The sequence below is a fragment of the Candidatus Krumholzibacteriota bacterium genome (assembly GCA_016932415.1).
GTDB lineage: Bacteria > Krumholzibacteriota > Krumholzibacteriia > Krumholzibacteriales > Krumholzibacteriaceae > Krumholzibacterium.
Map to the genome: position 1 here is coordinate 1 of JAFGCX010000030.1, position 23,755 is coordinate 23,755.

22 protein-coding genes are annotated in these 23,755 nt (G+C 50.5%); 15 read left to right on the forward strand and 7 right to left on the reverse strand.

What is annotated here, in order from left to right; translation table 11 throughout:
- Positions 1-197: 197 nt before the first annotated feature.
- The 6 genes from JW814_10430 (at position 198) to JW814_10455 (ending at position 8,502) form a co-directional block, all read left to right on the forward strand.
- Positions 198-1,016 carry a hypothetical protein gene (locus tag JW814_10430; GenBank protein MBN2071861.1) on the forward strand — a complete coding sequence of 273 codons (819 nt, stop codon included), beginning with the start codon at positions 198-200 and terminating at the stop codon, positions 1,014-1,016.
- 297 nt (positions 1,017-1,313) lie between these two features.
- Complete coding sequence (locus JW814_10435) at positions 1,314-1,859, forward strand: hypothetical protein (GenBank protein MBN2071862.1); 546 nt, start codon at positions 1,314-1,316, stop codon at positions 1,857-1,859.
- Between the two features lie 518 nt (positions 1,860-2,377).
- Positions 2,378-3,607, forward strand: coding sequence for a hypothetical protein (locus tag JW814_10440; protein ID MBN2071863.1), 1,230 nt, complete (start codon positions 2,378-2,380; stop codon positions 3,605-3,607).
- A gap of 65 nt (positions 3,608-3,672) precedes the next feature.
- Positions 3,673-4,008 carry a hypothetical protein gene (locus JW814_10445; GenBank protein ID MBN2071864.1) on the forward strand — a complete coding sequence of 112 codons (336 nt, stop codon included), beginning with the start codon at positions 3,673-3,675 and terminating at the stop codon, positions 4,006-4,008.
- Positions 4,009-4,035: 27 nt separating this feature from the next.
- Positions 4,036-6,213 carry an SIR2 family protein gene (locus JW814_10450; protein MBN2071865.1) on the forward strand — a complete coding sequence of 726 codons (2,178 nt, stop codon included), beginning with the start codon at positions 4,036-4,038 and terminating at the stop codon, positions 6,211-6,213.
- A 204-nt stretch (positions 6,214-6,417) separates the two neighbouring features.
- Positions 6,418-8,502: a T9SS type A sorting domain-containing protein gene (locus JW814_10455; protein ID MBN2071866.1), complete on the forward strand. Its 2,085-nt coding sequence runs from the start codon at positions 6,418-6,420 to the stop codon at positions 8,500-8,502.
- A gap of 87 nt (positions 8,503-8,589) precedes the next feature.
- Here JW814_10455 and JW814_10460 read toward each other — a convergent pair whose 3' ends face one another.
- Complete coding sequence (locus JW814_10460; protein MBN2071867.1) at positions 8,590-10,452, reverse strand: DUF4384 domain-containing protein; 1,863 nt, start codon at positions 10,450-10,452, stop codon at positions 8,590-8,592.
- A gap of 397 nt (positions 10,453-10,849) precedes the next feature.
- Here JW814_10460 and JW814_10465 point away from each other — a divergent pair, with 397 nt between their 5' ends.
- The 8 genes from JW814_10465 (at position 10,850) to JW814_10500 (ending at position 17,751) form a co-directional block, all read left to right on the forward strand.
- Positions 10,850-11,548, forward strand: coding sequence for a MotA/TolQ/ExbB proton channel family protein (locus tag JW814_10465; GenBank protein ID MBN2071868.1), 699 nt, complete (start codon positions 10,850-10,852; stop codon positions 11,546-11,548).
- A gap of 36 nt (positions 11,549-11,584) precedes the next feature.
- The gene (locus JW814_10470) at positions 11,585-11,959 is read left to right on the forward strand and encodes a biopolymer transporter ExbD (GenBank protein MBN2071869.1); all 375 of its coding nucleotides are present in this window, start codon (positions 11,585-11,587) and stop codon (positions 11,957-11,959) included.
- A 21-nt stretch (positions 11,960-11,980) separates the two neighbouring features.
- Positions 11,981-12,607, forward strand: coding sequence for a TonB C-terminal domain-containing protein (locus tag JW814_10475; protein ID MBN2071870.1), 627 nt, complete (start codon positions 11,981-11,983; stop codon positions 12,605-12,607).
- Between the two features lie 35 nt (positions 12,608-12,642).
- Positions 12,643-13,884 carry a PD40 domain-containing protein gene (locus JW814_10480; protein MBN2071871.1) on the forward strand — a complete coding sequence of 414 codons (1,242 nt, stop codon included), beginning with the start codon at positions 12,643-12,645 and terminating at the stop codon, positions 13,882-13,884.
- A gap of 154 nt (positions 13,885-14,038) precedes the next feature.
- Entirely contained in the window at positions 14,039-14,554 is a 516-nt protein-coding gene (gene pal / locus JW814_10485; GenBank protein ID MBN2071872.1) for a peptidoglycan-associated lipoprotein Pal, read from the forward strand.
- Between the two features lie 24 nt (positions 14,555-14,578).
- Entirely contained in the window at positions 14,579-15,391 is an 813-nt protein-coding gene (locus tag JW814_10490) for a tetratricopeptide repeat protein (protein ID MBN2071873.1), read from the forward strand.
- Between the two features lie 139 nt (positions 15,392-15,530).
- Entirely contained in the window at positions 15,531-16,781 is a 1,251-nt protein-coding gene (locus JW814_10495; protein ID MBN2071874.1) for an HlyC/CorC family transporter, read from the forward strand.
- A 1-nt stretch (position 16,782) separates the two neighbouring features.
- Positions 16,783-17,751 carry an HlyC/CorC family transporter gene (locus JW814_10500; GenBank protein MBN2071875.1) on the forward strand — a complete coding sequence of 323 codons (969 nt, stop codon included), beginning with the start codon at positions 16,783-16,785 and terminating at the stop codon, positions 17,749-17,751.
- A gap of 87 nt (positions 17,752-17,838) precedes the next feature.
- Here the strand turns inward: JW814_10500 and JW814_10505 are convergent, their stop codons facing one another.
- From JW814_10505 to JW814_10525, 5 genes are all read right to left on the reverse strand, one after another.
- Entirely contained in the window at positions 17,839-19,362 is a 1,524-nt protein-coding gene (locus tag JW814_10505) for an aromatic amino acid lyase (GenBank protein ID MBN2071876.1), read from the reverse strand.
- A 179-nt stretch (positions 19,363-19,541) separates the two neighbouring features.
- Positions 19,542-19,853, reverse strand: a complete 312-nt coding sequence (locus JW814_10510) for a hypothetical protein (protein MBN2071877.1) — start codon at positions 19,851-19,853, stop codon at positions 19,542-19,544.
- A 63-nt stretch (positions 19,854-19,916) separates the two neighbouring features.
- Positions 19,917-20,921, reverse strand: a complete 1,005-nt coding sequence (locus tag JW814_10515; protein ID MBN2071878.1) for a PD-(D/E)XK nuclease family protein — start codon at positions 20,919-20,921, stop codon at positions 19,917-19,919.
- Entirely contained in the window at positions 20,922-21,380 is a 459-nt protein-coding gene (locus tag JW814_10520) for a hypothetical protein (protein ID MBN2071879.1), read from the reverse strand.
- Positions 21,380-21,763 carry a holo-ACP synthase gene (locus tag JW814_10525; protein ID MBN2071880.1) on the reverse strand — a complete coding sequence of 128 codons (384 nt, stop codon included), beginning with the start codon at positions 21,761-21,763 and terminating at the stop codon, positions 21,380-21,382. The genes JW814_10520 and JW814_10525 overlap by 1 nt, the downstream gene beginning before the upstream one ends.
- 137 nt (positions 21,764-21,900) lie before the next feature.
- On the opposite strand from JW814_10525, the gene JW814_10530 reads away from it, so the two are divergent.
- Positions 21,901-22,779, forward strand: a complete 879-nt coding sequence (locus JW814_10530; GenBank protein ID MBN2071881.1) for a radical SAM protein — start codon at positions 21,901-21,903, stop codon at positions 22,777-22,779.
- Positions 22,780-22,792: 13 nt separating this feature from the next.
- On the opposite strand, the gene JW814_10535 is transcribed toward JW814_10530, so the two are convergent.
- Positions 22,793-23,755, reverse strand: a complete 963-nt coding sequence (locus JW814_10535; protein MBN2071882.1) for a GNAT family N-acetyltransferase — start codon at positions 23,753-23,755, stop codon at positions 22,793-22,795.

Sequence of the window (23,755 nt, forward strand, 5' to 3'; positions counted from 1 at the left end):
CCTTTTAGAAAATGGTTGTTCGTGGCGTTATTATAACGCCGATTTATTGGAGGAGTCCATTCCATCACTTGCAGCAGACGGCTCCGGCCTGTCACGGTCCTTGCTTGGGCAAGGCCCGCGCTAGGAAAGCCCGCGGCTGAACCGATGGATGCTAGACCGGAATGAAATTGCAATATCACCTAAGGAGTAATTTATAAATGGAAAACCTTCATTACACGTTCGCTGGAATTTTGTTTGTTTGGGCTTTAATAACAGTAGTATTTACACAAAGATCCTTGAGGGCAGAGGGGACAAAATCCCCAATAATTAATTATCCAAATCGAGATGCTTCTGAATTATTAAATATATTTGAAAAAAGATACAATGCTTACCTTGAAGAAAAAAAACGACTTGAGCGATTGATTATAATACAAGCATCACTTATTGGTATCACAGCTTCTCAAATATTTCAGCCAACAAAGATAGCTACATTTAATCTTTTCAACATCAATCTTCCTATTGTAGCATTCAGTTTAATGGTGCCCTTTATGTTGCTTTATGTTTGGGGACGGTTTGGGATAACTCTCGACACTTTAATTGATACACGTCTTTCATTGAATGTTCTTTTAAAGAAATTGGATGATCCTAAGATAGGTGCCGATTCGTTACGACCTACCCTGCGAGACAATGGAGTGGTTGACTCTTATCTTGCATACTATAGCCCGGAAAACTTAGATCGACCGGAGAAAGAACCACAATGGTTGAGCAAATTATATATGCCCTTTTTTGGAGTTTTCTTCTCTGCTGCGCATAGTTCGATATTTTGTATATTATGGAAACAAATAGAACGGTGGTCAGATTGGAGATCATACTACTTTGGTATCATTCTTTTTGTATTTTTTGGTTTCTTTATTACCATTACTCATTATCATTTTGGATTCCGGCGTGGATCTGGAAGTACCAGTACGGCAATAGTGATTTTAACCTTTATAATAAGTATTATATTTATTTTGGTACCTAAATTATTGAGATCGTGATGTATTCGGTCTAACTCTCGTAGCAGCCGTCGGAGTCTTCTCTGTCACGGCCCCTGCGGGGCAGGGCCCGCGCCAGGCAGCCCACAGCTATAACGATTTGTTAGGCCCTATAGAAAGTAAACTGGGGACAACAAATAAGGAGCTAGTATCATAGAAAAGAGATTTCGATATATTTTTATACCAGTTTTTCTCCTAGTTGCAGCGGCATCCGCTACTGCTATCGGCAGTCTTCTTGTCAGGCACTACAGCGGGCAGCAACTGACGGATTTGTGTTCTAGCCTTCAGATCATCATTTTCGTGTTCACGGCATCGGCTGGATTTCTTGCTCTCATAAAATACTGGCGGTCTGTTGAAGCTGAGCTTGAACAGAAACGATGGGAAAAACTCAAACATCTTGAAAACAGCTTTCAGAGATTCAGAGATCACCATCTTGCAGTAATCCAAGCATTCGATTACCCACATATTTTACGCGAGAAATACCTTCCGCTCTGCGAAAAGGCAATGGCATATGACGAAACAGGGCCAGAAAATCAAGCTTCAATGGTGACAATTGATGAGATGGACAGTATCCGAGAGTTTGACGATTTCCTAGAGTTCTTTGAGAACATTTTCTTTGCGCTCGACCGTCGCCTTGTTGATGTCTCGGACTTGCTCGTATTTCTTAGGTATTACATTTTTCTTCTTGGTGATGCGTACTTCGATCCTAGTGATGAGCGTCTGAAGCACTACGTTGACCAGTATTACTGCAATATCTCCTCCTTTTTAGAGTTGGTTGAGAAAGAGCTCAAGGGCGAATCCGACCACTTAATGAACAGGAATTTTGAGAACTATCCGCGAAGATAGATGGAGTGAATGACTAACCATTTGGAAATAGAGAGAAATAATTTGGGCAAGTGACTTAATTAAGATAAGATTTATAGGCAAGCATACCAATAGGATAAACTTGGCCAAACTATCGGATGCAATTGATGGCTCTGGCAGGGGCCCGCGCCAGTCCATCCCGCAGATGAAGCTAACGTTAAGTGTTTTGTGGTGAAAGGGTTTATATGGCAACAAAAGTATTCATAAGTTGGTCAGGTGATTTGAGTCATAAACTAGCAGAAGCTGTTAGGCAATGGTTGCCAGGCGTTCTTCAATAAAAGATCGGGGAATCTGGAAATTTATAGTAATTCTGAGTTACATAAAAAAGAGATGATGAGGGATAGTATTGACGATGACTAAGAAGCAACCTAACTACTGCCTGGATCAACCGGAATCTACCAGGTTACAGCTTTTGTGGAGGTATATCTTCCTGCATGGAGATCTACAACCAATTCGAAGGTTATTATCGGTACGTAGAGAAATGCAGCTGGAGGTGTAGTATGGAGAAAAAAGCTGTAATTCTGATGCCATTTAAAAATAACGACAATGAGATGGTCTACGATTATGTGATCGAACCTTCTTTGCGCGAATGTGGATATTCAGTCTATAAAGCAGATGAAGTTTGTCGTACCGGAGATATTGCAGTCGAAGTCATAAGTCAAATTGTAGATGCTGATCTTGTAATTGTGGAGACAACTGAAGCAAATCCTAACGTGTATTATGAGCTTGGCATATGTCATACACTGGGAAAGAACACAATACCTATAGCACGGGGACTGGATAGAGTTCCATTTTACATGAAGCAGCAACGTATTCTTACGTACGAATCGAAGTCAAAAGAAAGTCATATGGCTTTACGAAGAGAGTTTCTTGACTGGATCAATGAGATTAATTCCGGCTGCAAGGTAGCGGGCAATCCTGTGGAACTGGCCGAAGGGAGCTTGCCAAAACTTCTGGGGCGCGTAAATGAGGAGATGAAACGTCTTCAGGATCAACGTCGAAGAAGTGAGGCGTTTAACAAATTTATAGCAAATGGGCCTCGATATATGGAAGCAAGCGATGGAGTAACTGATGATATCGCTAGGCTTATTGTACAGAGTGAGCCTCAGGTTAGTGGAGTAACGGTTGCGGCAGTGCTTGGTACGAGTGCGATCGGTAAATCAAGGCTTAGTGAAAGGCTTGTAAATAGAATAGCTGACCTTGGGTCCGGAAAGACTGTATCTGTACTTGGAACTGATTGCTATATGCTCTCTCGTGCCGAGAAGTTGGCTAAGGGAGTGCTCGGTTTCGATCCGGAATCGCATCGCCTTGATGAGATGTATGAGGACATAATGACGCTAATAGGAGGATCTGCAATTGAAGTATGTCCGTACGATCACTCAATCGGAGACAGGGGCAAAGTTATAACGATACAACCTCCTAATGTGATTATCGTCGAGGGAGTCCATGCGTTTTTCCATCGACTTGTACCTCATACAGAAGGACTAAGATTTTTCATGCATGCTGATGAAGATACGGCGAAAGAACTTAAATTCCTTGTCGATTTCCTTGAACGTGGTTACGAGTTAAGAGAAGCCTTTTCACATGCGGATAGAGAATATAGGTCCTATGAGAGGCATACTCTAGCATTGGTAGGTCAAGCAAATTACATAATCGAAGTTAAGGATTACTGGGATTTTGTAGGTCCAATTCCTATGTCGGACTGGAGAGTTGGACGAAGATCAATCTAAAAAGTTATTGATAAGCGAAGGATTCTCTAGCCGGTTTCCTGTTTTAAAATGAAAGGAGCAGCATAATGGGCGAAAATAAAAGGGAAAACATAATGGTCGAGCTGGTATTCAGGAATATTAAAGTCACGCATGGCAACGATGTCTATACTGACATGGAGATTAATCCTGGAGATGCAGACTTGTTACAGGTTTATGCGGATTTTCCGGGAAATTTACGTCTGTATCATCAAAACTTTGTAAGTGGAAATGCCATCAGGCAGACCAACTTTCATTTGAAGACAAGAAGACCGGTATTTCAGTTCACGAAAGGGAATAAGATCGTCGCCAGAGTGCAGATTGATTTTCAACCAGGAAGCGCAAGGATACTCGGTATTTGTGAAGGCAAGGTGTCAGTAAGATAGAGGCTATAAACAGATATCTAATACATGATGCATTTTGTTGAATCAAAGAACATTTATGATATATATCGCGAAATTAAATCCCCGATAAACCTGTTTGTTGGTGCCGGCATTTCCGTTCCAGAACCTTCTTGTTTGCCGCTTACATTGGGAATTGCTAAATCAATTCTGAGAATGGATTGGTTCGGGGGTGACGAACGATTTCCAGTTGAAGATGACAATTTGATCCAAAGAATAGCAAAGAAAGTCAGAATGGAACATTTGTTATCCATTTATCATAAGTGGAGGGGGCATGATCCAGGAAATCTGATTACCCAGTTTGGAGAAGCTCGACCTAATTACTACCACAAAAAAATCGCTCAACTTGTTAAAGAGGAAATTGTACAAAGAATATTCACGACCAATTTTGATTTATGCCTGGAAAAAGCATTCCGGGATGAAGAAATACCCTTCCAGCAGATTATTGACCGCGAAGATTATTTAAATCCTGATAAAAATAAAATACAGATTGTCAAACTGCATGGCTCTGTCGTCCTGAGTGAAGGGAAATATTTTACGAAAGGTTTAATAACGACACTGGAATCCATTTCACGGGAAATACCTGTCTGGAAAGCTTCGTGTTTATCGAAAAACATTGAAGAAAATGGATTGGTTTGTATTGGATATAGTGGAAATGATTCATTCGATATAAATCCCGTATTAAGAGCAGGCAGGAATTCAAAAATTGCCTGGGTGTTTCGCAGACAACCTGATCCAGAGGACTACAGGGAAGCAATCCAGACGTTGGAGATGTCCCCGAAGTCACAAGCTATTGTGTCAGATATACCCACTTTTCTAGGCGAAAAACAAAAGCTTAAAATGCCTGAAAATGACTTCGCTTTTAAACCAGTAGTGAACCTTTCCGAGAGATTTCATCCTTCAATTGTTTTGGGCAAAATATTGGAAGAATCAGGAGAATATGAAGAAGCGAAGGAATACTATCTGAATGTCATTACGCTGTCGACAGGGAGCAATTATTGGATGGTTGAGATATTGGATTTACAAAGATCATGGGCAGTCTGCTATTATGAGACCGGTGATTATGATAAGACTCTTGAATTGTTATCAGTTGGTCAGATGATGTTGCTTGATTACAAGAAAAGAGTATCAGAAAAAAAGGGTGGAATTCTTCCAGCAGAGAAGATGTTGATCCTGGAAGAGGAACTCTTATATGGCGAAGAATTCATGGTAACTTATAAAATGCTCAATAACATGGAAAAAGTACAATCCATGGAAAAAACTCTGTTTAAAACTTTGAATGAATTGGAAAAATTGTCTGGCCCGCAGACCACGCACAGATCCCGCCTGCTGTTTAATAGCATTTCAGTAGATTTTCACCTTGTGGAGACTCTGGGCAAAACAGATTTTGTTGAAGCGAAAGAGTATCTTGAAAACAGTCTTGAAATGAAGAAAGAGATCGGGGATCTGATAGGTACGATATTGGTATTAGGGAAGCTGAGCATTATTAATCTGTACCTGGGGGATATACCGGCAGCTCAGGATGTCCTGCTAAAGTGTATTGTTACTATCAGAAAGGCAAATACATATGTCGCGACAGATTTTCCCCAAAAGATAAAATCGATATTATCAGTGGTATTCTTTCAGCATTTTACTGCCGGGTATTGTCCGGTGAATACCAGGGTGAGATGGGATACGATTGATAAAAAACTCATGCAAAAATTTGAGAATTCTCTAAATGATCTGTTGTTCAATATACCTGTCGAAAATCTAGATAGAAAGGGCTTCATAGAGTTTATCGAAAGAGAAAGCGATTTGAATCATATTCTGCGATCGATCAGAAATTCTGTCTTAAGAAAGGATAATTTATTAAAAGATGAGGTAGATGAATTCGTCAGAAAGTATGGAATATCTGTAATTACGCCAGATGACAAGATTCTTCAATATCGTGCAGTTCTTGAAATAATGAATCCTGAAGATACGAATGGTTACTATGCCACAAAATATGGGCAGTGGGAGGCGATCGGTTCACAATATGAAAAGGCAGGAGATTACTTTCAAGCTGCGGCAAGTTATCAAAATGCTCTTGATGGTGCTGAAAATATGATGATTGATATAATGTTCACTCAAGTTGTAAAAGATCATGGGATAGAATATCTTAAGCAAGCAATTGATCGAGTTTCTTCAAAAATAGGGATGTCTGGAATGTGATGATATTCGCCTGCCCCCCCTTGACCGACCTGCCAAAAAACGATATACTAGAAACAGGTATAAATCACTAAATTATCATGAAAGGAACTGACAGGGAAGATTGCTAATGATCTCTGAAAAACCATCTCGCCTTTCCGGGCGATCTGCCTCTGACGCGAGCCTCGGGCCGTGCCTCTATCTCCCTGCCGGCAGGGGGGAAGCGTCATGAAAGTCCGATCGAGTTCGCTCGTTATAACAGGCATCTTCATCTTTATCATCATCTTCATGCCCCTGACCTGCGCCAGGGGGCAGGTGCTGAGCCTTTGGGCGAACGAGCAGAGGACAGCAGCTTGCGTCACTGGCGTACCGGTCATGGCGCCTTATGATATCTACGTTTTTCTCGACCCGGGGGCCGGAGGGGCGATGGCGGTCGAATACCGGATCGACAGCCCGCCAGGGACACACTCGATTATCGGCACGGAGAACGGCGATTTCATCTCCTGCTCGATGGGAGACCCCTTTCTGGAAGGAGTATCCCTCGCGTTCAGCACATGCCAGATAGATCCCGTATGCCTTCAGAAGCTCACAGTGCTTCCGCTGTCGGCCGATGTCGCGTATTTCAACTTTGCCCCACACGCAGATACCGGCCTGCTCGCTGTGGCGACCTGCGAAAGCGGGTATCCGAAAGAAGCGGCAAGCGCCTTAAATCAATTCGTCTTCAACTACTGCGAGCATACGCCTCCCTATATATCGGCGATAGAAGCTTACAGCCCGATATCGATAAGGGTCGATTTCAATCCCTGCGTCAACACGTGGGCTTCGCGTTCCTACTATACCCATTTCACGATGTACGATGTCTCATCTCCGGCTGATACAGCGCGGTTCATAGAGGCGTACCAGGAAGTCGATACCTCCGGAGCCCTTTACCTTGTAACGGAAGCTCCGATGGTCGAGGGCACGACATACCGCCTGGAAGCGGATGATGTCTGCTGCGACTGCAACGGGTGCGGCGATTCGTGGCTCGAATGGACTTATGGCGGAGGCTTCAGCGATCTGCCAGACCTCGATATAATAACATTCCGGACACCGGAGGTCATGCCCGATTCGTGCGCTTCGATCCCGATTGAATTCCTCGTTGTCAATAACGGCAGCGCCGCGGCGAGCGAGTTCGACATCCTTATCGAGTATTACGATTACCCCGGCATCTATCTTACACTTTTCCACGATACATACTTCGACCTCGGTCCGGGAAGCTCGGTGGGAGGCACGATATATATCGACTCGCCCGATTATCTCGACAAGCAGTTCTCTTTCCTCATAAAGACCGACACCGGTGGCGAAGTCGAGGAATGGATCGAATTCAACAACAATTACGCTTCGGCAAATCGCAGCCACAACCCGTCGATCATATCGGTGGAAGACTGCCCCGGCGACTATGGCGGAATGGTGACGCTGCGGTTCAGCTCCTCCTTTATCGATGATATTTTCTCCGGCCCGAGGGTCGATTACGAGATATACAGAAGGGACCTACTCGGCGCGGCATGGACATGCATCGACACTCTTCCCGGCACTGACGACCCCGAATACGAAGTGATCGTCGCGACCGAGGCAGATTCCACTCAGGAAGACGGCGTCGTATGGTCGGCTTTTATGGTGAATGCTCTTGTCGATTACGGAGCGGAGTCATATATGTCGTGCCCCGATTCGGGGTACTCTGTGAATGATCTCGGCGAAGTCGCCACCGCTCTAGTCTCATCTTCGCTCAGCATCGAAGGAGACCTCATCGTTCTTGCCTGGGAAGTCTCTTCGATCGATCGGCCTCAGGGGGCCGCCTTCAGGATCGAGAGATCGGAAGGGCAGGGGCCGTTCGAGATGATAGAGGACGCCGTCATCACAGCCGAAGGGATGAACTTTCGATTCAATGACAGGGATGTCGTTCCAGGAAAATCGTACAGATACAGGGTATATTCTCTCGATGGAAGCGGGGAGCGGCGGCTGCTCTTTGAGACGCAGAGCGCCTCGATCTCAGCTGCGCCGCTTGTCCTGACGCAGAACAGCCCGAATCCGTTCAACCCGTCGACAGAGATCAGGTACTGCCTCAGCGCGAGGTCATTCGTTAACCTCAATATCTACGATGTGAGCGGAAGGCTTGTCATCTGCCTGGTCAGCGAAACGGTCGGCTCCGGCTGGCATACCGCCTCGTGGAACGGGATGGATAGCGCCGGAGGCAGGGCAGCTTCGGGAATATATATATACAGGATCGAAGCGGGGAAGGAGAGGGTCTCGAAAAAGATGGTCCTTCTCCGCTGATTCAGGCCACCCGCCAGATCAAACACGCAAAAAAAACAGGGAGGTGATTTTTCACCTCCCTGTCTGTTATTTCACATTATTATTCGATCATCTTCTCCGGCCGGAGCTGCCTCCCGATGACGAAGACCTCGACGAGCTGCCTCCCGATGACGAAGACCTCGACGAAGAGCTGCTCGATGAAGACCTGGCCGTGCTGCTCGATGATGAGCTGCTCGAACTGCTCTTTCTCACCGAACTGCTCGTCTCTCTCTCGGTCTTCTTCGTCCCGCTCGATCGGGTCCTTGTCGGCGAACTGTTTTTTCTCGTCGTAGTAGAAGATTTCGAATTGGAAGAGCTCCCCGTTCTGTCTCTCGTCGTTGACGATCCGGAGCGGGTCGCGTCCCTTTCCTTGCTTCCGCCGGAGCGGCGGTCGATCGTATTGCCCCTGGTGTTCGGGTTGATCGCCGGGTCGCGGTCCCGGGTATTCGTTCTCGTCCTCGTTGTCGCGGGATCGTATGTCCGGCGGGTCGTCCTCGCGTCCCCGGCAGTTCTTACCCTGCGGGCGTCGCCGTGGATCACCTGCCGTTTGACGTCCCTGTCATAAGTCGTTCTCGTCGCCGGCCTGATTCCGGTGATGCTGGCGTCCCTGACGCGGCTGCTTACCGCCGAGCCGCCGATCGTCCTGTCGCGGACTGTGCCGGATGGGATCCTCGCGTCAGGGCTGAGAGTCTTCGTCCTTCTCGCGTCACGGCTGTCGGCGATCCTGTCCCTGCGGTTGTTCGTCCTTGTGACCATCGCGTAGTCGATCGAGCGTTTCTTGAAATCGCGGGCTCCGTACAGCGGCCTTCTGTCGCGGTGGTAATAGTCGCTGTAGCACGGATAGCCGCAGAAGCCGCCGTACCCGTACCAGCTGTTCCACGCGTAGTAGTTGTACCTGTAGTCATACCATGAGTAGAACGGAATGTGGTGATAGTAGAAATCGTTCCACCCGAAGGAGAAGTAGAACCCTCCGCCGTACCACGGATCCCAGTAGTCCCATCCCCACGGATCATAGTTGTAAGCGTACCATGACCTGTACTGCGGGTAGTAGAAACCGTACGGATAATCATAATCGGTATAATATATCGACAGGTAGACCTTGCTGTCGTCGTACGTGTCGTAATCTCCCCAGTCGTTGGAGAGATTGTCGTCGTAGTAGTTCAGCGCGTAATCGCCGTCATCCGAGTCATCCACATGCTGGATGCTGAAAAGCGGGGGGAAGGGATAGACTGGATCCTGTTCGTAGATCATCTTCTCTATCACTACCTCGGGGCATTCCTGCGCGTACGGATCCTCTATGCTCCCCTCGCCGTGGCACCTCGAGCAGAGATAGCGCGGATAATCGACCTCGCGGTTGATATAGAAATAGGTAAAGTCGGAAGCGGGCGCGACACCCTGGGCGTCATCGACTATCATCTCGTCGATCTGGTTGAAAGCGAGAAAAGGATCGATATCGACCCTGAGCTGCTCGCCCGGCGCAGCGTCTCTGTTACCGGCAAGGTAGAGCAGCTCGTTGCCGTTGATCCTGTCGGCGTCGGTCACGGCTATCGCGTGTATATATTCTATGCCTGTTTTACCTCTGACTTCCCATGATATCCCCTTGCCCTTCTCGGGAAGGAAATATACTTCCTCGCCTTTCGATCTGCGGATTCTTCCGTCTTCAGGGTAGAGGAGCTGTATCATACCCTCGCTGTCTATATTATAGATGATGACGTAGGCGTCTCTGCTTGTGCGGAAGGTCAGGTTGATGTCCCGGCCCTCCCTGAGGACCGAACCTTTGCCTCCGACGAGCCGGATCGCCACGTCTACATCTTCACGGGCGACGGTATCCCTCGCGGGCGTTGCCCGTGTCACCTCAACAGGCGAAGCATCCAATACGCTCAATGGGACGATAATAAAAGCCAGAAGGAAGAGCAGTAGCTTGCGGTTCATAACCCTCACTCCTTCCAGGGGGTGTTCGAAATTCTGTTCCCGCGATTCCAACTGGCACGGTGGCGCGGCGAACGGTACTACTATACTTCATATAGATTATAGTAGTTTTATGGCGAATTGACAAGTCAAACCTCTTTTGCCGGCTCTTCCCGGCGCCTCGGCTGAGGGCCCCGAAACCCTTTGCCCGGCATCGATTCGCGGCAGGTCCGATCCGTCATTTGACGCCTCTATTATATTAGACGTCGGGAAGAGGTGAAAAGTTTCCATTTTTTGCCCTCCCGCGTGTCCGGGGCGTCAACCGGAGCGGTAAGTATAATTTCTGTCGAAGTGAAACTAACTTGACCGTTTACGGGTAGAATGATAATGTGCGCGTTGAAATGGAAAAAGGAGGACCACTATGGGGTATGACGGGATGCCGCTCTTTCTTCAGATGTCGGGAAGCTTTACAGATCTGATTGCCAATACGGGGACGCTGGCGAAGACGATACTCGCTCTTCTGCTCGTGCTCTCGGTCGTCTCGTGGACGATAATCTTCGAGAAGATAAGGTTTTTCAGAAAGGCTTCGAAGCAGAGCGGAAGATTCAGGCGTATATTCGAGGAAGAAAGATCTATCGCCTCTCTCACTGAAAAGACGAAGGGGATGAGTGAATCGCCCGAGGCGGCGATGGCGGGGTATATCGGAAAAGAGATCGGGAGCGGCGAGCTCAGCGACATGAAAAATCTCGACAGCTATATCGACGCCGGGATGGATTCGATCATCTCGGACTGGGAATCATACCTTATATTCCTTTCAACGACCGCTTCGGTCTCTCCCTTTCTCGGTCTTCTCGGGACGGTGTGGGGGATCATGAGCTCCTTTCTCAGCATGGGCGTAAGGGGCTCGGCGAACCTCTACGTGATAGGCCCGGGGATCGCCGACGCGCTGATAACGACGATCTTCGGTCTTGGCGCTGCTATTCCCGCGGTGATCGGGTATAACTATATCCTTCGCGTGGTAAGGAGAAAGGAAGAGGAACTCTCTTCTTTCTCGGTTCGTCTGAGAAGCCGCATCCTCGACGGCCGCTACAGCGATATCGGCCAGTCAGGCGGAAGGTAGAGGGAGGCAGGGATGAAACATAAAAGATACTCATCGATGGCTGATATAAATATCACCAATCTTGTCGACGTGATGATGGTCATGCTAATCGTTTTCATGCTTACAGCTCCTTTTCTCCAGGCCGGCGTGAAACTGAACCTCCCCGAAGCGGAGGCGAAGGTGATCGAGGAACAGGAAGGGATCACAGTCTCAGTCGACGAGGCTGGTGAGATCTTCATAGGCAAGGAGAAGGTAGCCTGGCGCGATTTTTCGGCCGAGCTAAAGAAAGCTCTCGAGACGAACGCCCCGAGAGTCTTTCTCAGGGCCGACAAGGAGACGAAATACGGACACGTGATGAGAGTCATCGCTCGAATAAAGATGATGGGGATTGAGGATCTCGGTCTTATAGCCGAGCAGGAAGATAGCGGTTGATCCGCTAAAGGGCAGGGGACGATGAGGTTATCCTTACTTATTTCGATCCTGGTACATGTCATACTGCTGTTCGCGCTGGTCTACATGTTCAATGTAGTGCCGGACATGCGCCTTCCGAAGAAGATCTATTCGGTGAAGATACTCCAGCCGATCATAAGGAAGGCCGAACCCGAGCCCGAGGTGAAGACCGAAGTCAAGAAAGAAGCCCCCGCCCCCGCGAAACCGAAACCAAAGAAAAAAGACGAACCGAAAAAAAAGGTCGAGGAGAAAAAGCCTCCCGAACCGGTGAAGGAAGAAAAGCCACTCGACGTATCGGTGGACAAGGTGGATGAAGCCACGTCGTCGATGACGGTCGACGCTCCGCGCTTTCCATTTTCGTATTATCTCTCGGCGATAGAGCGCAAGGTATCGCAGAACTGGTTTTCGTCCGCATCCGAAAGGGGGACGGGGATCTCTTGCGTCGTCTACTTCAGGATGAACCGTAACGGCAGCGTGGCCGACGTGAGGATCGAAGAGAGTTCGGGAAATTCATATTTCGACAGATCGGCTCTGCGGGCGATTAAGAGTTCCGCGCCTTTTCCGCCGCTGCCGAGAGCTTTCACCGAGCCGTGGCTCGGGATACATTTCACATTTATTCAGAAAGATTGAACGGGAAGGGCGGCGAAATGAGGAGAGAGTCTTTAATGAGGGTTTTTATAGCGGCCGCGGCGCTGGTTCTGCTGTTTCCAACGGTGGCAGCCTCGCAGACAGACATTCATCTCAGCACCGAAAAGTCCGGCGGCGGGACGATACCGATCGTGATCAGGGATTTCGAAGCGCAGACGCCGGCGGGCGCCGGCGTGGCGGCGTATATATCGAAAGTCCTAGAAAAGGACCTTCTCTTTACCGATATCTTCGAACCGATGCGTTTCGTCGCGGGCGCCGACACCTTTTCGGATATGCGTACCGCATCGGCGATAATCGAGGGCACGCTTGCCGTCGATTCGGGGAAATATTCCCTCGAGGCGAGGCTTCTCGACTATTCAAGCAGGGAAGTGATATTCACCAAGCGCTACACCTTCGCCAGCGAAGCAAGACGCTCGATAGCGCATCATCTCTGCGACGAGATACTCTTCTTCCTCGCCGGAGAGACGGGTGTAGCGACGACCCGAATACTCTTCACAAGAAGGGAAGGAGATTTCAAGAATCTCCACGTGATAGATTATGACGGCTACGGCGAGCGCCCGGTGACAAGCGACGAACTGGTCGTATCTCCCGAATGGGTCGATCACGAAAGGTTCTGTTTCACCTCGTACAGGAGGGATAACCCCGACTGTTACCTCATCGATCCTGCAAGGAACACCAGGACGAATATATCCCACCGGAAGGGGATAAATATCGCCGGGAGCTATTTCCCGGCCCGGGACGAACTGGCCATGACGCTGAGCCTGAAGGGCAACAGCGAGATATATCTCATCAGGCCGAGCGGCGAGATCGTGTCGCGGCTTACGACAAACAGGGCGATTGACTGTTCGCCTTCGTGGTCTCCGAACGGCAGGGAGATCGTCTTTGTCTCCGACCGGACGAGGAACCCTCAGATCTACGTGATGGACAGGTACGGAGGCAACGTCAGGCGCCTGACGCGAGACGGCAATTATAACACCTCTCCGGCGTGGTCTCCCGCGGGGGACCTGATCGCCTATGTATCTAGGGAAAGTTGGCTCTACAGGCTCCGCGTGATCTCGCCGGACGGATTGTGGGAGGAGACCGTCTTCGAGGACATGCTGAGTTACGAGGATCCATGCTGGGCGCCGGATGGAAAACATCTCGCAGCGTCGGTGAAGTTCGCCGGCGAGCCGTGGATAGTCGTGATAGATATCGAATCGGGATCGAAGAGGAGGCTTGCAAGGGGAGAATCCCCCTCGTGGTCGCCTCTGGCGAGGTAGATTCGCGCCGCCTGTCAAAACTTAAAATATTTGTAAAAAAAACAAAATATCTGTTTTCAATATATCGGCCAGAGGGTATTATAAACCTCGATTAATCTGATGGTAAGGCTGAAGGTAGCGGCCTTGATAACATAAACAGGGAGGTTGAGCTCTCATGACTAGATTCAGCTACTTGATCCTCGTACTGGCGCTGGCAGCGCTGATGATTCTTCCCGCTTGCGCTAAAAAAGAGATGACACCTATCGAGGACATCGAACCGGCGGAAGATATCGCGCCTCCGCCACCGCCTCCTCCAGTCCTTGAGGAAGTCGAGGAAGAACCGGTCGTCGAGGTGGAACCGATAGTTCTCGAGGACATCTTCTTCGATTACGACAAGTTCAGCATCAAACCGGAGTACAAGGATATCCTTACGATGAACGCCGAGATCCTGATGGATAATCCTGAAGTCAATCTTCTGGTTGAGGGACATTGCGATGAACGCGGCACGAACGAATACAACCTCTCGCTCGGCGAGAAACGGGCCAAGGCTATCCTTGATTTTTACGTAGCCTACGGCGTCAGCGCCCGCAGGCTCTCGCTTGTCAGCTATGGAGAGGAAAAGCCTTTCAACAGGGGACATGACGAGAACGCGTGGAGCATGAACCGCCGCGCGCACATGGTGCTCAAGTAGCCCTCGTAAGTGAAGGAAATTATTTTGCGAAGGGGATTGATCTTCGCGGTCATCACGATCGCGGTTTTGAATAACGGGTGCTGGGGGCGCAAGTTTTTTCGCGCCCCCGGCGTTACCATGGAGACGTCGGCGAAAGTCGATTCGCTGATCGACGCCAACATGACCCTCCAGAGGCGCGTCTATTCCCTCGAACAGGCTGTATCGGGACAGAAAGAATATTCAAGATCGGTCAATGCCCAGAGGAAGCTCGATCTCGAGGAACTCAAGGATCAGATGAACGTGATCATGCAGATGCTCGATGAATCAGGGAGCGCCTCGGCATGGAAGCCTCCGAAAAGGGAGGTTGTGGCACAGCCGCGGACAGGCCAGGAGGCCACGCGGCCCGATTCATCGTCGACCGGCCATGGAGTAGAGATTCAGCCCGATTCCAGCGCGATCGAACCTGCCGCCGCCATTCCCGGACCTGAAGAGATGTACAGGCAGCTTTATCTCGATTTCAGCAGGATGGAATATCAACTGGCGATCGAGGAGTCGGACGATTTCTTCAGGGAATATCCCGACCATCCGCTCGGCGAGCAGGTCAGGTTCATCCGCGGGGAATGTTATATCGAAATGGAGAAGTATTTCGACGCGCTCAAGGAATTTTCCTCGATACTGCAGCAATATCCCCAGGGGAAAAAGATCCCCTCGGCGCTTCTCCGGATGGCTGTTTCTTACCACAATATCGGAGACGACGACCTTGCCGCGGGAATAGCCAGGAGGCTGCTCAGGGAATATCCCGGAAGCGAAGAGGCGGCCGTCGCGAGAGAGCAGTTCGGCGAGATTCTCGGAGAATGACCGGAGGGAGCACCCGAGGACCCGGGGAAATCGTTTTTATGACCGGAATTACCTGTCACCAGTCAAGCGGGACTCATCAAGCTGTTGAAAATCAGGGTCTCCCCGACGGGGTGGAGATCGCTGCGGTGTTCGTTTTATTATGGAACATATCCTCCTGATCGTATCAGTTGTAATCTTTCTCGCCCTCTCGGCCTTCTTCTCCGGAGCCGAAACGGCGATATTTTCACTGCCCGGATCGTCGCTCTCGAGAATGAAAAAGGGAAATAACAGGGAGCAGTGCATCGCCTCGATGATGAAAAATCCGAGGATGCTGCTTGTTACTGTCCTATTCGGCAATCTTCTCGTCAATATCGCCAATACGAGCATCGTAACAGCCCTCGCCATCAGGATTATGGGAGACAGCGGTCCGGCCGTAGCGACTATCGTCATGACACTTCTTATCCTGATATTCGGAGAGATAACGCCGAAGAGCCTGGCTTTGAAACATTCGGTGCCGCTGGCGCTGGCTGTCGCGCCGGTGCTGAGATTTTTGATGTATATCTTTACTCCCGTAAGGGTAGCTCTGGGATATATCGCCGATATCACGGTGAAAAGCAGCCGCGCCCTTCTTGGCGAGAGCAGGGAGGAATACCATTCCCACGAACTTGTCGATGCCGTTGAGATGGCTGGCAACGACGGCCTTTTCGACGATTTCGAGAGCAAGATACTTACCAATCTTTTTCAGTTTACCGATACGGCTGTATACGAGATCCTGACTCCGCGGGTGGAAGTATTCTCGCTCAGCGCCGATACTACTCTTCAGGCAGCGGCGATCGAGGCAAGAAGCAGGGGATTCACGAGGATCCCCCTTTACGAGGATTCGGTGGAAAAGATCATCGGGATCTTTCACGCGAGGGATCTGTTGAGGTATGAGAAGAATGAAAAGCTTACGCTGCGTGATATCATGCGCCCGGCCGATTTTATCCCCGAGACGAAGAAAATAAGGGACCTGCTCGGAGAATTCATCGCTGACAGAAAGCATGTGGCGATCGCGGTCGACGAGCATGGCTCTTTCGAAGGTATAGTGACTCTCGAGGATATGCTCGAAGAGATCTTCGGGGAGATCCGGGACAGGCGCGAGCCTAACGTCGATGAGTTCAACCGCATAGATGAGGATCATATAGTCGTCGAGGGAGCGATGAGGCTCGAAGACCTCAATTCCGAGTTCGGATCGACTCTGGATTCACGCGAGGTCGAGACGGTCGGAGGATACCTGATCGAGGCGATAGGGCGGATTCCGAGAGAGGGAGAGACCTTTACATTGGGCCCGTACCGCTGGCTCGTGCTGTCGGCGGAGATGAAGAAGATCAACAAGATCAAGCTGGAAAGAACAAGAGGGGACGTCGATTAGGATGACGCTGTTCGATTCGCTGATAATTATGGCCGCTTCTATACTGCTCGCCGGGTTCTTCTCCGGTTCGGAAACGGCGCTGATATCGTGCAGCAAGGTCAAGTTGAGAAGCAGGGCCAAGCTCGGATCGTGGAGAGCGAGTATCCTTGAAAGACTGATCCAGGACCCGGAGAAGTTTTTCAGCATAGTCCTCGTCGGCACGAACATCTCAGTGATTATCTGCACGGCGACGGCGACCGCCCTGGCTGTCTCGAGATTCGGCGATTCCGGGCCGCTTATAGCGACAATAGTCATCACGCCGCTGATCCTGATATTCGGAGAGGTAATACCCAAATCGATATATCTCGACCATGCTGACAGGTTCTCGATAATCGTCGCTCCATTCCTGAAGGCCCTTACATTCATTCTCTGGCCGGTAATTATGCCGGTCACACTGTTCGCGCGCCTGATGACAGGCAGACTGAAAGAGAGCGAGAAGGGGTCGTATATCATCTCGACACGCGAAGAGTTGATATATCTCTACAGGCGGGGCAACGCTTCGGAAGAGGTCAAGAAAAGGGAAACGGAGATGATCGACAAGGTCTTCAGGTTTGGAATGATCAAAGCCTCTGACCTGATGGTCCCCGCTTCCGAAGTGATCTCCTTTCCTGTGACAGCTTCGATCGACGAGGTGGTAGAGGAAGCGAACCGTCATCCTTATACCAGATACCCGCTCACCTCTCCCGACGACGGGAGTATAGTAGGAGTCATCTCACTCTTCGACCTGCTCGGGCTCGATGGAGGAGAAAGCCTTGAAATGGTCATGCATGAGCCTTTTTTCGTCGACAGCGATATCTTCGCCAAGAGGCTTCTTCTTACGTTGAAGAACAATCCGGATCATTTCGCCATAGTCACGGATAATGGCCGGACCGCCGGAATAATCACTCTTGAGAATATCCTGGAGAATATCGTGGGCGATATCGCCACGTAGCCAGCCGGCTGCGGGCGCGTAGAACTTCTTTACCCTTTATCGGGCAGAATCGCCGCGAACTATTTGATCCCCGTGAAAGACCTGAGGTCAGTCCAGCGCTCCGGTGACCTTTTCAACCTCTTCAAGTATCTCGCACGATCTGACAAGCTCTTTCATCGCCGTGTGGTCGGGATAAAGAGGTCTGTCGATATCGAGGAATTTGACGTGCCTCCTTATTACTTCCTTTGCTTTCGTGACGCCCTTTCCGAATGAATAATCACGGAAATCGAGCGCCTGGGCCGCCGCCATCAGCTCGATGCCCAGGACCCCGTAAGCGTTGTCGAGGATCTGGAAGTTCTTGATCGCCGTATTCATGCCCATCGAGACGAAGTCTTCCTGGTCGGCCGCGGCCGGGATCGAGTGGACGGAGGCCGGCATCGAGAGGATGCGTTGTTCGACGATCTGCATATCGGCGGTGTACTGGCTGAGCATCAGGCCGGAGAACATACCGGCCCCTTTCGTCAGAAAAGCGGGAAGTCCGACGCTCAGGGCGGGATTGTTGAGGCGGTTCATCCTTCTTTCCGACATCACGCTGACCATAGTTATCGCCGCGCTTATCATATCCATCGGAAGCGAGACGGGAGTTCCCTGGAAGTTCGCGCCGGAAAGCTGAAGGTTTTCGTCGGGGAAGAAGATCGGGTTGTCACCAACGCCATTGAGCTCTATCTCGACCTGGGATCGGGCGTACTCGAGAGCGTCATGCGCGGCGCCGATGACCTGGGGAGTCGACCGCATCGAGTAGGCGTCCTGGACCTTGCATTTTATCTTTCCCTCCACGAGGTCGCCGCCCTCGACGAGTTTCAGTATCGCCGCGGCGCATCTCTGCGCGCCCTTGAACCCCCTGATCCGGTGCAGCTGGGGGCTGTACGGTTTCATGTTCGCTTTAAGCGCTTCGAGCGACATCGCTGCCGCGATCTCTGCCTGCTTGAGCCACCTGTTCGAATCGTAGAGCATTATCGCGCTCATCGCGGTGAGAAGGTTCGATCCGTTGATGGTCGCCAGTCCGTCCCTCGCTTTGAGCCCTGGAACGGGGATACCCGCTCTCTTCATCGCTTCGGCCCCTTCGAGAAGCTCTCCCTTGTAGTAAGCCTGACCCTCGCCCATCATCAGAAGGGCTATCTGCGACATAGGGGCGAGGTCGCCGCTCGCGCCGACCGACCCTTTCTGACAGACGAACGGAGTAACGTCCTTGTTGAGCATCTCGACGAGAGTGAGGGTTATCTCGGGCCGGTTTCCCGAGTTGCCGTGCGCGTGAACGTTGATCCTGCCCGCCATCGCCGCCCTGACGTACTCTAGCGGCGCCGGATCGCCGATTCCCGCGGCATGATTGTATATGAGGTATTTCTGGAAATCCTGGATCTGGTCGTCGTCGAGTACTACTTCGGAAAATTCCCCGATCCCCGTGTTGACTCCATACATGATCTCTTTCGCGACGATCTTTTTTTCGAGCATCGCGCGGCAGACCTTGATCCGTTCTATGGCATCGGGAGAGAGGATGACTTCTTCGCGATCTCTCGCGATCCTTACCAGTTTTTCAATCGTCAGTTCAGATCCATTTAGAGTGACAGCCAACTTCGACCCCCTGTTTTACGGTTTTAACTTCACCGGAGCGTGGCGATCATCCCGTGATCACGCCCCGGTAGTCTATATATCATCGAAACCGGGCGAAGGCAAGAAGCAAAATAAAAGAAATATCCATTACCGGTCCGGCTGGCTGGCCGGTTGGGGAAACACCTCAGGCCATAAGGCCGTTAATTTCTGTAAACCTCTATTATAAAAGCAATTACGATAAAAGCTATCCCCACGATATTGACGGCTGTCCCCGTTTTGCTAATCCGTTCCGCCTTTGATCCGTCGAGGCGAAGGAGCGAATGGAATGCGGGCGCCTTGAGCAGATTGGATGCGCCTATCAGAAAAAACGATATTGCCCAGACGGGGACCCCGCCTATCACCATCATCTTTCTCGCCAGCGAGAGGATCCCCATCACTGAAAAGACGACGGCCCAGAAAAGGTGCCCGCCACCCGGTTTTTTTATCCTGTCCGATTCATTTACTTTCGTCATGATGAACTGCCTGCTTCAACTCCTCCGGCAACCGCCCGCCCAGTTGCCGGTGAATATTTTTATCTACTCAAGCCTCAGGGGACTCTCCTCGTCGACACATATCCTGAAAAAGTTGCAGTAGCGGCAATGCGGCCCCTGGTTCATCGCGAAGTGCCGGTGGGGCAGGGGCTGATTGAGATGAATATTCCCATCGACAAGAAGTGAGGCCATCTTCGAGATGCCTTCCTTTATATGCTCTCTGAAGGAGTCGATGTTTTCCCCGCTTATCTTATGCTCGATATGCCTCCCTGATCCGAGCAGGTTCACCTCGTAGAGGCGGATCGTGTCGACCGGGTTTTTTCCGATGACTGCCGCGTAGTATCCGTACACTCCGAGCTGGACTCCCGCCTTTCCTTTATCATCTTCGTCATCGCCGCCGTTTTTTCCGCTGAACGTCTTCCAGTCGACGATATTGAAAGTACCGTCGTTGCCGGTGAAAATGAAATCGGTCTTCGCGAAGACGTTTGCGCCCTCGAAGACGAAGACCTGGGCGAACTCGCCAAGATCTATATTCTCAATGATCCATCCTGTCCGGTCGGTCTCGAAGATGATCCCGAGAATATCCGAACGAAGAAGGGTCTCGACCCCCTGTATCGATTCACGTAAGGTCTTTTCAATCCTTTCTTCGGAAAGATCCCGGCCGTATTCATGTTCGAAGAGGGCGAGCCAGTTGATGTTGAGCCATTCGCCGCTTTTTTTCGGCTCGGTGAGGTAGAGCCTCCGCCGCGAAAAATCGAGCTGCTTCTTAAACCTCTCCTCAAGATAACCGGTCACGTCTTCCGCCGCGGGGATCCTTCCCTTCACGCGCGTCGACTGAAGGACTTTCGTTGCTATGTAGTGGACCAGTTGCCCCCTCCAGAGAGGGAGCGATACCAGGCGCTTGAGTTTGAACGCTTCCCGTCGAAGAGGAGAGGATGATCTCTTCCAGCCTTCCCAGCTGAGGTAATAGTGGAAGTAATATTTTCGCGCGCATTCGTTAAACAGAGACTCGCGCGAGATCGACCAGCTGAATTGGTTTTGAAATGGCATCTATTTGTCGAATACTCCCCTGCAGATCCTGTTCTCTATCCTGTACGGTTCGAACTCGTAATCGAACTTCATCTGTTTCTTGCCTCTCAGAGCGACGCCCTTGTTGGTGTACATGTAGAGGTGGTATCTTCCTCCAGCCTTCTGCTGGGAGAGTTTCTGAAACTCATCGTTTTTAAAGATCCACGCTCTGAGCGTACTGAGATCGACGCATGAGACATAATCGGCGGTGTTCTTTGCCGGCACCCACCAGTCCAGCGCCATCTTCCCCTTGCCGCCTGCCTTTTTTGGTTTAAGGTTCGTCGTTACGAGAATAGACCAATTGCGTCTCGGCCTTTTCAGGGTCACAACCAGATCGATCCCGTTCTTTCCATGGCTGCAGAGAATCCCTTCCCTGAGCAGGAGCGAATTGACAAAGAGCTTGCCGCTCACCCCTATCATGCTTTTCGGCACTTCCTGCATCACTGACCTCCTTCCAGGATCACAATAGCCTGGGCATATTCACCGTCGTGGGTGAGGCTGAGATGCGTCGCGGTAACGCCGCGCTTTTCGAGGGCAACCGACACCTTGCCGGAAACAGAGAGATCCGGTTTCCCGTTCTCATTTTTGACAACGCCGACTTCTTTAAGCGAGATGCCGCGCCCCCAGCCTGTTCCAAGCGCCTTGAAAAAGGCTTCGCGGGCGGCGAATCTCGCGGCGAAGAACTGGGCGTTATCCCTTCGATCCGCGCTTTCGTCGATCTCACGATCGGTGAAGATCTTTCCCAGAAAACGTCTTCCATATCTATCTATCAATCCCCGTATCCTGGAGATCGATACTGAATCGATTCCAATTCCGATTATCATTTCATTCCTGCGGCTATTTATGGTAGCTTTTACAGCGTTGTTCTGATAAATCCGTAGCTTGCAAGAACGATATCACTATTTTGAGATTTGTTAAATAAAAAACCACTGGTCGCGGGGATTATTTTCAACAGGTAAAGATGTTCATACAGTACGACGAACCTGTCTACAGGCCTCCAAGCGAAGCGGGCTCTCTGATACTTCAGGCGACGAGCGGATGCTCTCACAATCGATGCGCTTTCTGTCAGATGTATAAAGGAAAGAGATTCGCTGTCAAGGAATGGAAAGTACTGAAGGGTGAGATAGATGCCGCGAAAAGATACCTGCCGGAGACGGCGAGGATATTCCTGGGCGACGGGGACGCTTTCGTTCTCGCCACTGAAAAGCTCGAACGGATCCTCGACTATCTCGCCGGATCCTTTCCCCGTCTGCAGAGGGTGAGCGCTTACGCGAACCCCTCAAATCTCCTGGGCAAGTCGGTCGGCGAGATGACGCGCCTGAGGGAGAAAGGCCTGAAGATAATTTATTACGGCGTGGAAACGGGAGATCCCGAGCTTCTCCTGATGACAGGCAAGGGGGCGACTCCCGGCGAGATGATCGAGGGTTGCGCCAAAGCCCGCGAAGCGGGGCTTAAGATCTCGGCCACGGTGATAACGGGTCTTGGTGGGAGCGAAAGAAGTCTGCGCCACGCGAGGATGACCGGAGAGCTGGTAAGCAGGCTGGAGCCAAGATATCTCTCGGCCCTTACCCTTATGCTCGGTCCTTTCGAAGAAGAATACATAAAACTCTTCGGACCAGGGTTCCGGATGAACACTCCCGCCGAAGACCTGCTCGAACTGAGGGAGATGATATCGCGTCTCGAGAATGACAGATGCATCTTCAGAAGCAACCACGCTTCAAACTACCTCGCCCTGAAAGGGACGCTTCGCAAGGACAGGGAGGCGCTCGTCGCCACGATAGACCGGGCGCTCGATGATCCGGGAAGGTACCTCAGGAAAGAATGGATGAGGGGGCTTTGAAACGCGGCGTTAATCACCTTGAGGAGAAGAGCCTTCGCAGCCATGAATCGGAGAGGTACGTGTCGTACCCGACCCTGACGCCGCCCCAGCGTTCCTTGTAATCGATAAGGCTGTGCGCGTAGGAAGGGGAAGCGCCGAGGTTGATCTTCCTTATACCCATCGATATCCCGACGTCGATCGCTTCGGAGAGCAGGATATGGTTCGGTTTGAACCTCCTGTATTCATAATCCGAGACTGTCTGCCAGTTGAACAGGGTTCCGGCATAGATGAAGTTGATGCAGGACCCGACCATCCTGTCACCGAACATCAGGCAGTTCCAGTAAAGCATCTCCGTGTTGCTCAGATGCTTCAGGATGCTGTTGAAGAAATGTTTGCTGTATAGAGGCTTGATACTGCCGTGCCTCTTCTCGGTCATCTCGTAAAGCCTGTAGAAGGCGTTCAGTTGTTCCCGGGTCTTTATGCAGATTATTTCGGTGTCGGCTTTCTGCCCCGCCCTGATATGGCCGTTTATCTTTCTGTCGGGTGGCGTATGCTCTTCGTTATCGTCGAGGTAGATGATATGGGTGAACGTCTCGCTGTGATCGAGAAACGGTTCGCTCATCCCTGAAAAATTCCTGTCGAAGTCTGTGATCGCTATCCTGGAGAACCTTCTCTTTTTAAGATATTTCACCAGGTGCAGGTAGAACTCGTCCCTGGTCGAGCCGTTGACTCCATCGGCCATGACTACTTCGCCATACGTTCCGTACGGCATCGAGTAGAAAGATTTAAAGCCGAAGTCTCTGGTGATGACAGCCGGCATGCCGGCGATCAGCAGATCGCCCTCGTAACCGCAGAGAAATTCAGCATGCGTTCCCGGAGAGAGTCCGTCGACGCACGTATCGACCCAGTAATGGCTGTGAAAGAAGGAACTTTCCGCGGTCAGCTTCTCCCATGCAGGAACGTCGAGTGATTTTCGGTCGATTACCCTGAACTCCAT

Bases quoted from the DNA above. Each gene is read 5' to 3' on its own strand.
- pal (MBN2071872.1), top strand. From the start codon at position 14,039: ATGACTAGATTCAGCTACTTGATCCTCGTACTGGCGCTGGCAGCGCTG.
- JW814_10475 (MBN2071870.1), top strand. From the start codon at position 11,981: ATGAGGTTATCCTTACTTATTTCGATCCTGGTACATGTCATACTGCTG.
- JW814_10495 (MBN2071874.1), top strand. From the start codon at position 15,531: ATGGAACATATCCTCCTGATCGTATCAGTTGTAATCTTTCTCGCCCTC.
- JW814_10500 (MBN2071875.1), top strand. From the start codon at position 16,783: ATGACGCTGTTCGATTCGCTGATAATTATGGCCGCTTCTATACTGCTC.
- JW814_10530 (MBN2071881.1), top strand. From the start codon at position 21,901: ATGTTCATACAGTACGACGAACCTGTCTACAGGCCTCCAAGCGAAGCG.
- JW814_10445 (MBN2071864.1), top strand. From the start codon at position 3,673: ATGGGCGAAAATAAAAGGGAAAACATAATGGTCGAGCTGGTATTCAGG.
- JW814_10460 (MBN2071867.1), bottom strand. From the start codon at position 10,452: ATGAACCGCAAGCTACTGCTCTTCCTTCTGGCTTTTATTATCGTCCCA.
- JW814_10450 (MBN2071865.1), top strand. From the start codon at position 4,036: ATGCATTTTGTTGAATCAAAGAACATTTATGATATATATCGCGAAATT.
- JW814_10510 (MBN2071877.1), bottom strand. From the start codon at position 19,853: ATGACGAAAGTAAATGAATCGGACAGGATAAAAAAACCGGGTGGCGGG.
- JW814_10535 (MBN2071882.1), bottom strand. From the start codon at position 23,755: ATGGAGTTCAGGGTAATCGACCGAAAATCACTCGACGTTCCTGCATGG.
- JW814_10515 (MBN2071878.1), bottom strand. From the start codon at position 20,921: ATGCCATTTCAAAACCAATTCAGCTGGTCGATCTCGCGCGAGTCTCTG.
- JW814_10455 (MBN2071866.1), top strand. From the start codon at position 6,418: ATGAAAGTCCGATCGAGTTCGCTCGTTATAACAGGCATCTTCATCTTT.
- JW814_10440 (MBN2071863.1), top strand. From the start codon at position 2,378: ATGGAGAAAAAAGCTGTAATTCTGATGCCATTTAAAAATAACGACAAT.
- JW814_10470 (MBN2071869.1), top strand. From the start codon at position 11,585: ATGGCTGATATAAATATCACCAATCTTGTCGACGTGATGATGGTCATG.
- JW814_10465 (MBN2071868.1), top strand. From the start codon at position 10,850: ATGGGGTATGACGGGATGCCGCTCTTTCTTCAGATGTCGGGAAGCTTT.
- JW814_10525 (MBN2071880.1), bottom strand. From the start codon at position 21,763: ATGATAATCGGAATTGGAATCGATTCAGTATCGATCTCCAGGATACGG.
- JW814_10430 (MBN2071861.1), top strand. From the start codon at position 198: ATGGAAAACCTTCATTACACGTTCGCTGGAATTTTGTTTGTTTGGGCT.
- JW814_10520 (MBN2071879.1), bottom strand. From the start codon at position 21,380: ATGCAGGAAGTGCCGAAAAGCATGATAGGGGTGAGCGGCAAGCTCTTT.
- JW814_10480 (MBN2071871.1), top strand. From the start codon at position 12,643: ATGAGGGTTTTTATAGCGGCCGCGGCGCTGGTTCTGCTGTTTCCAACG.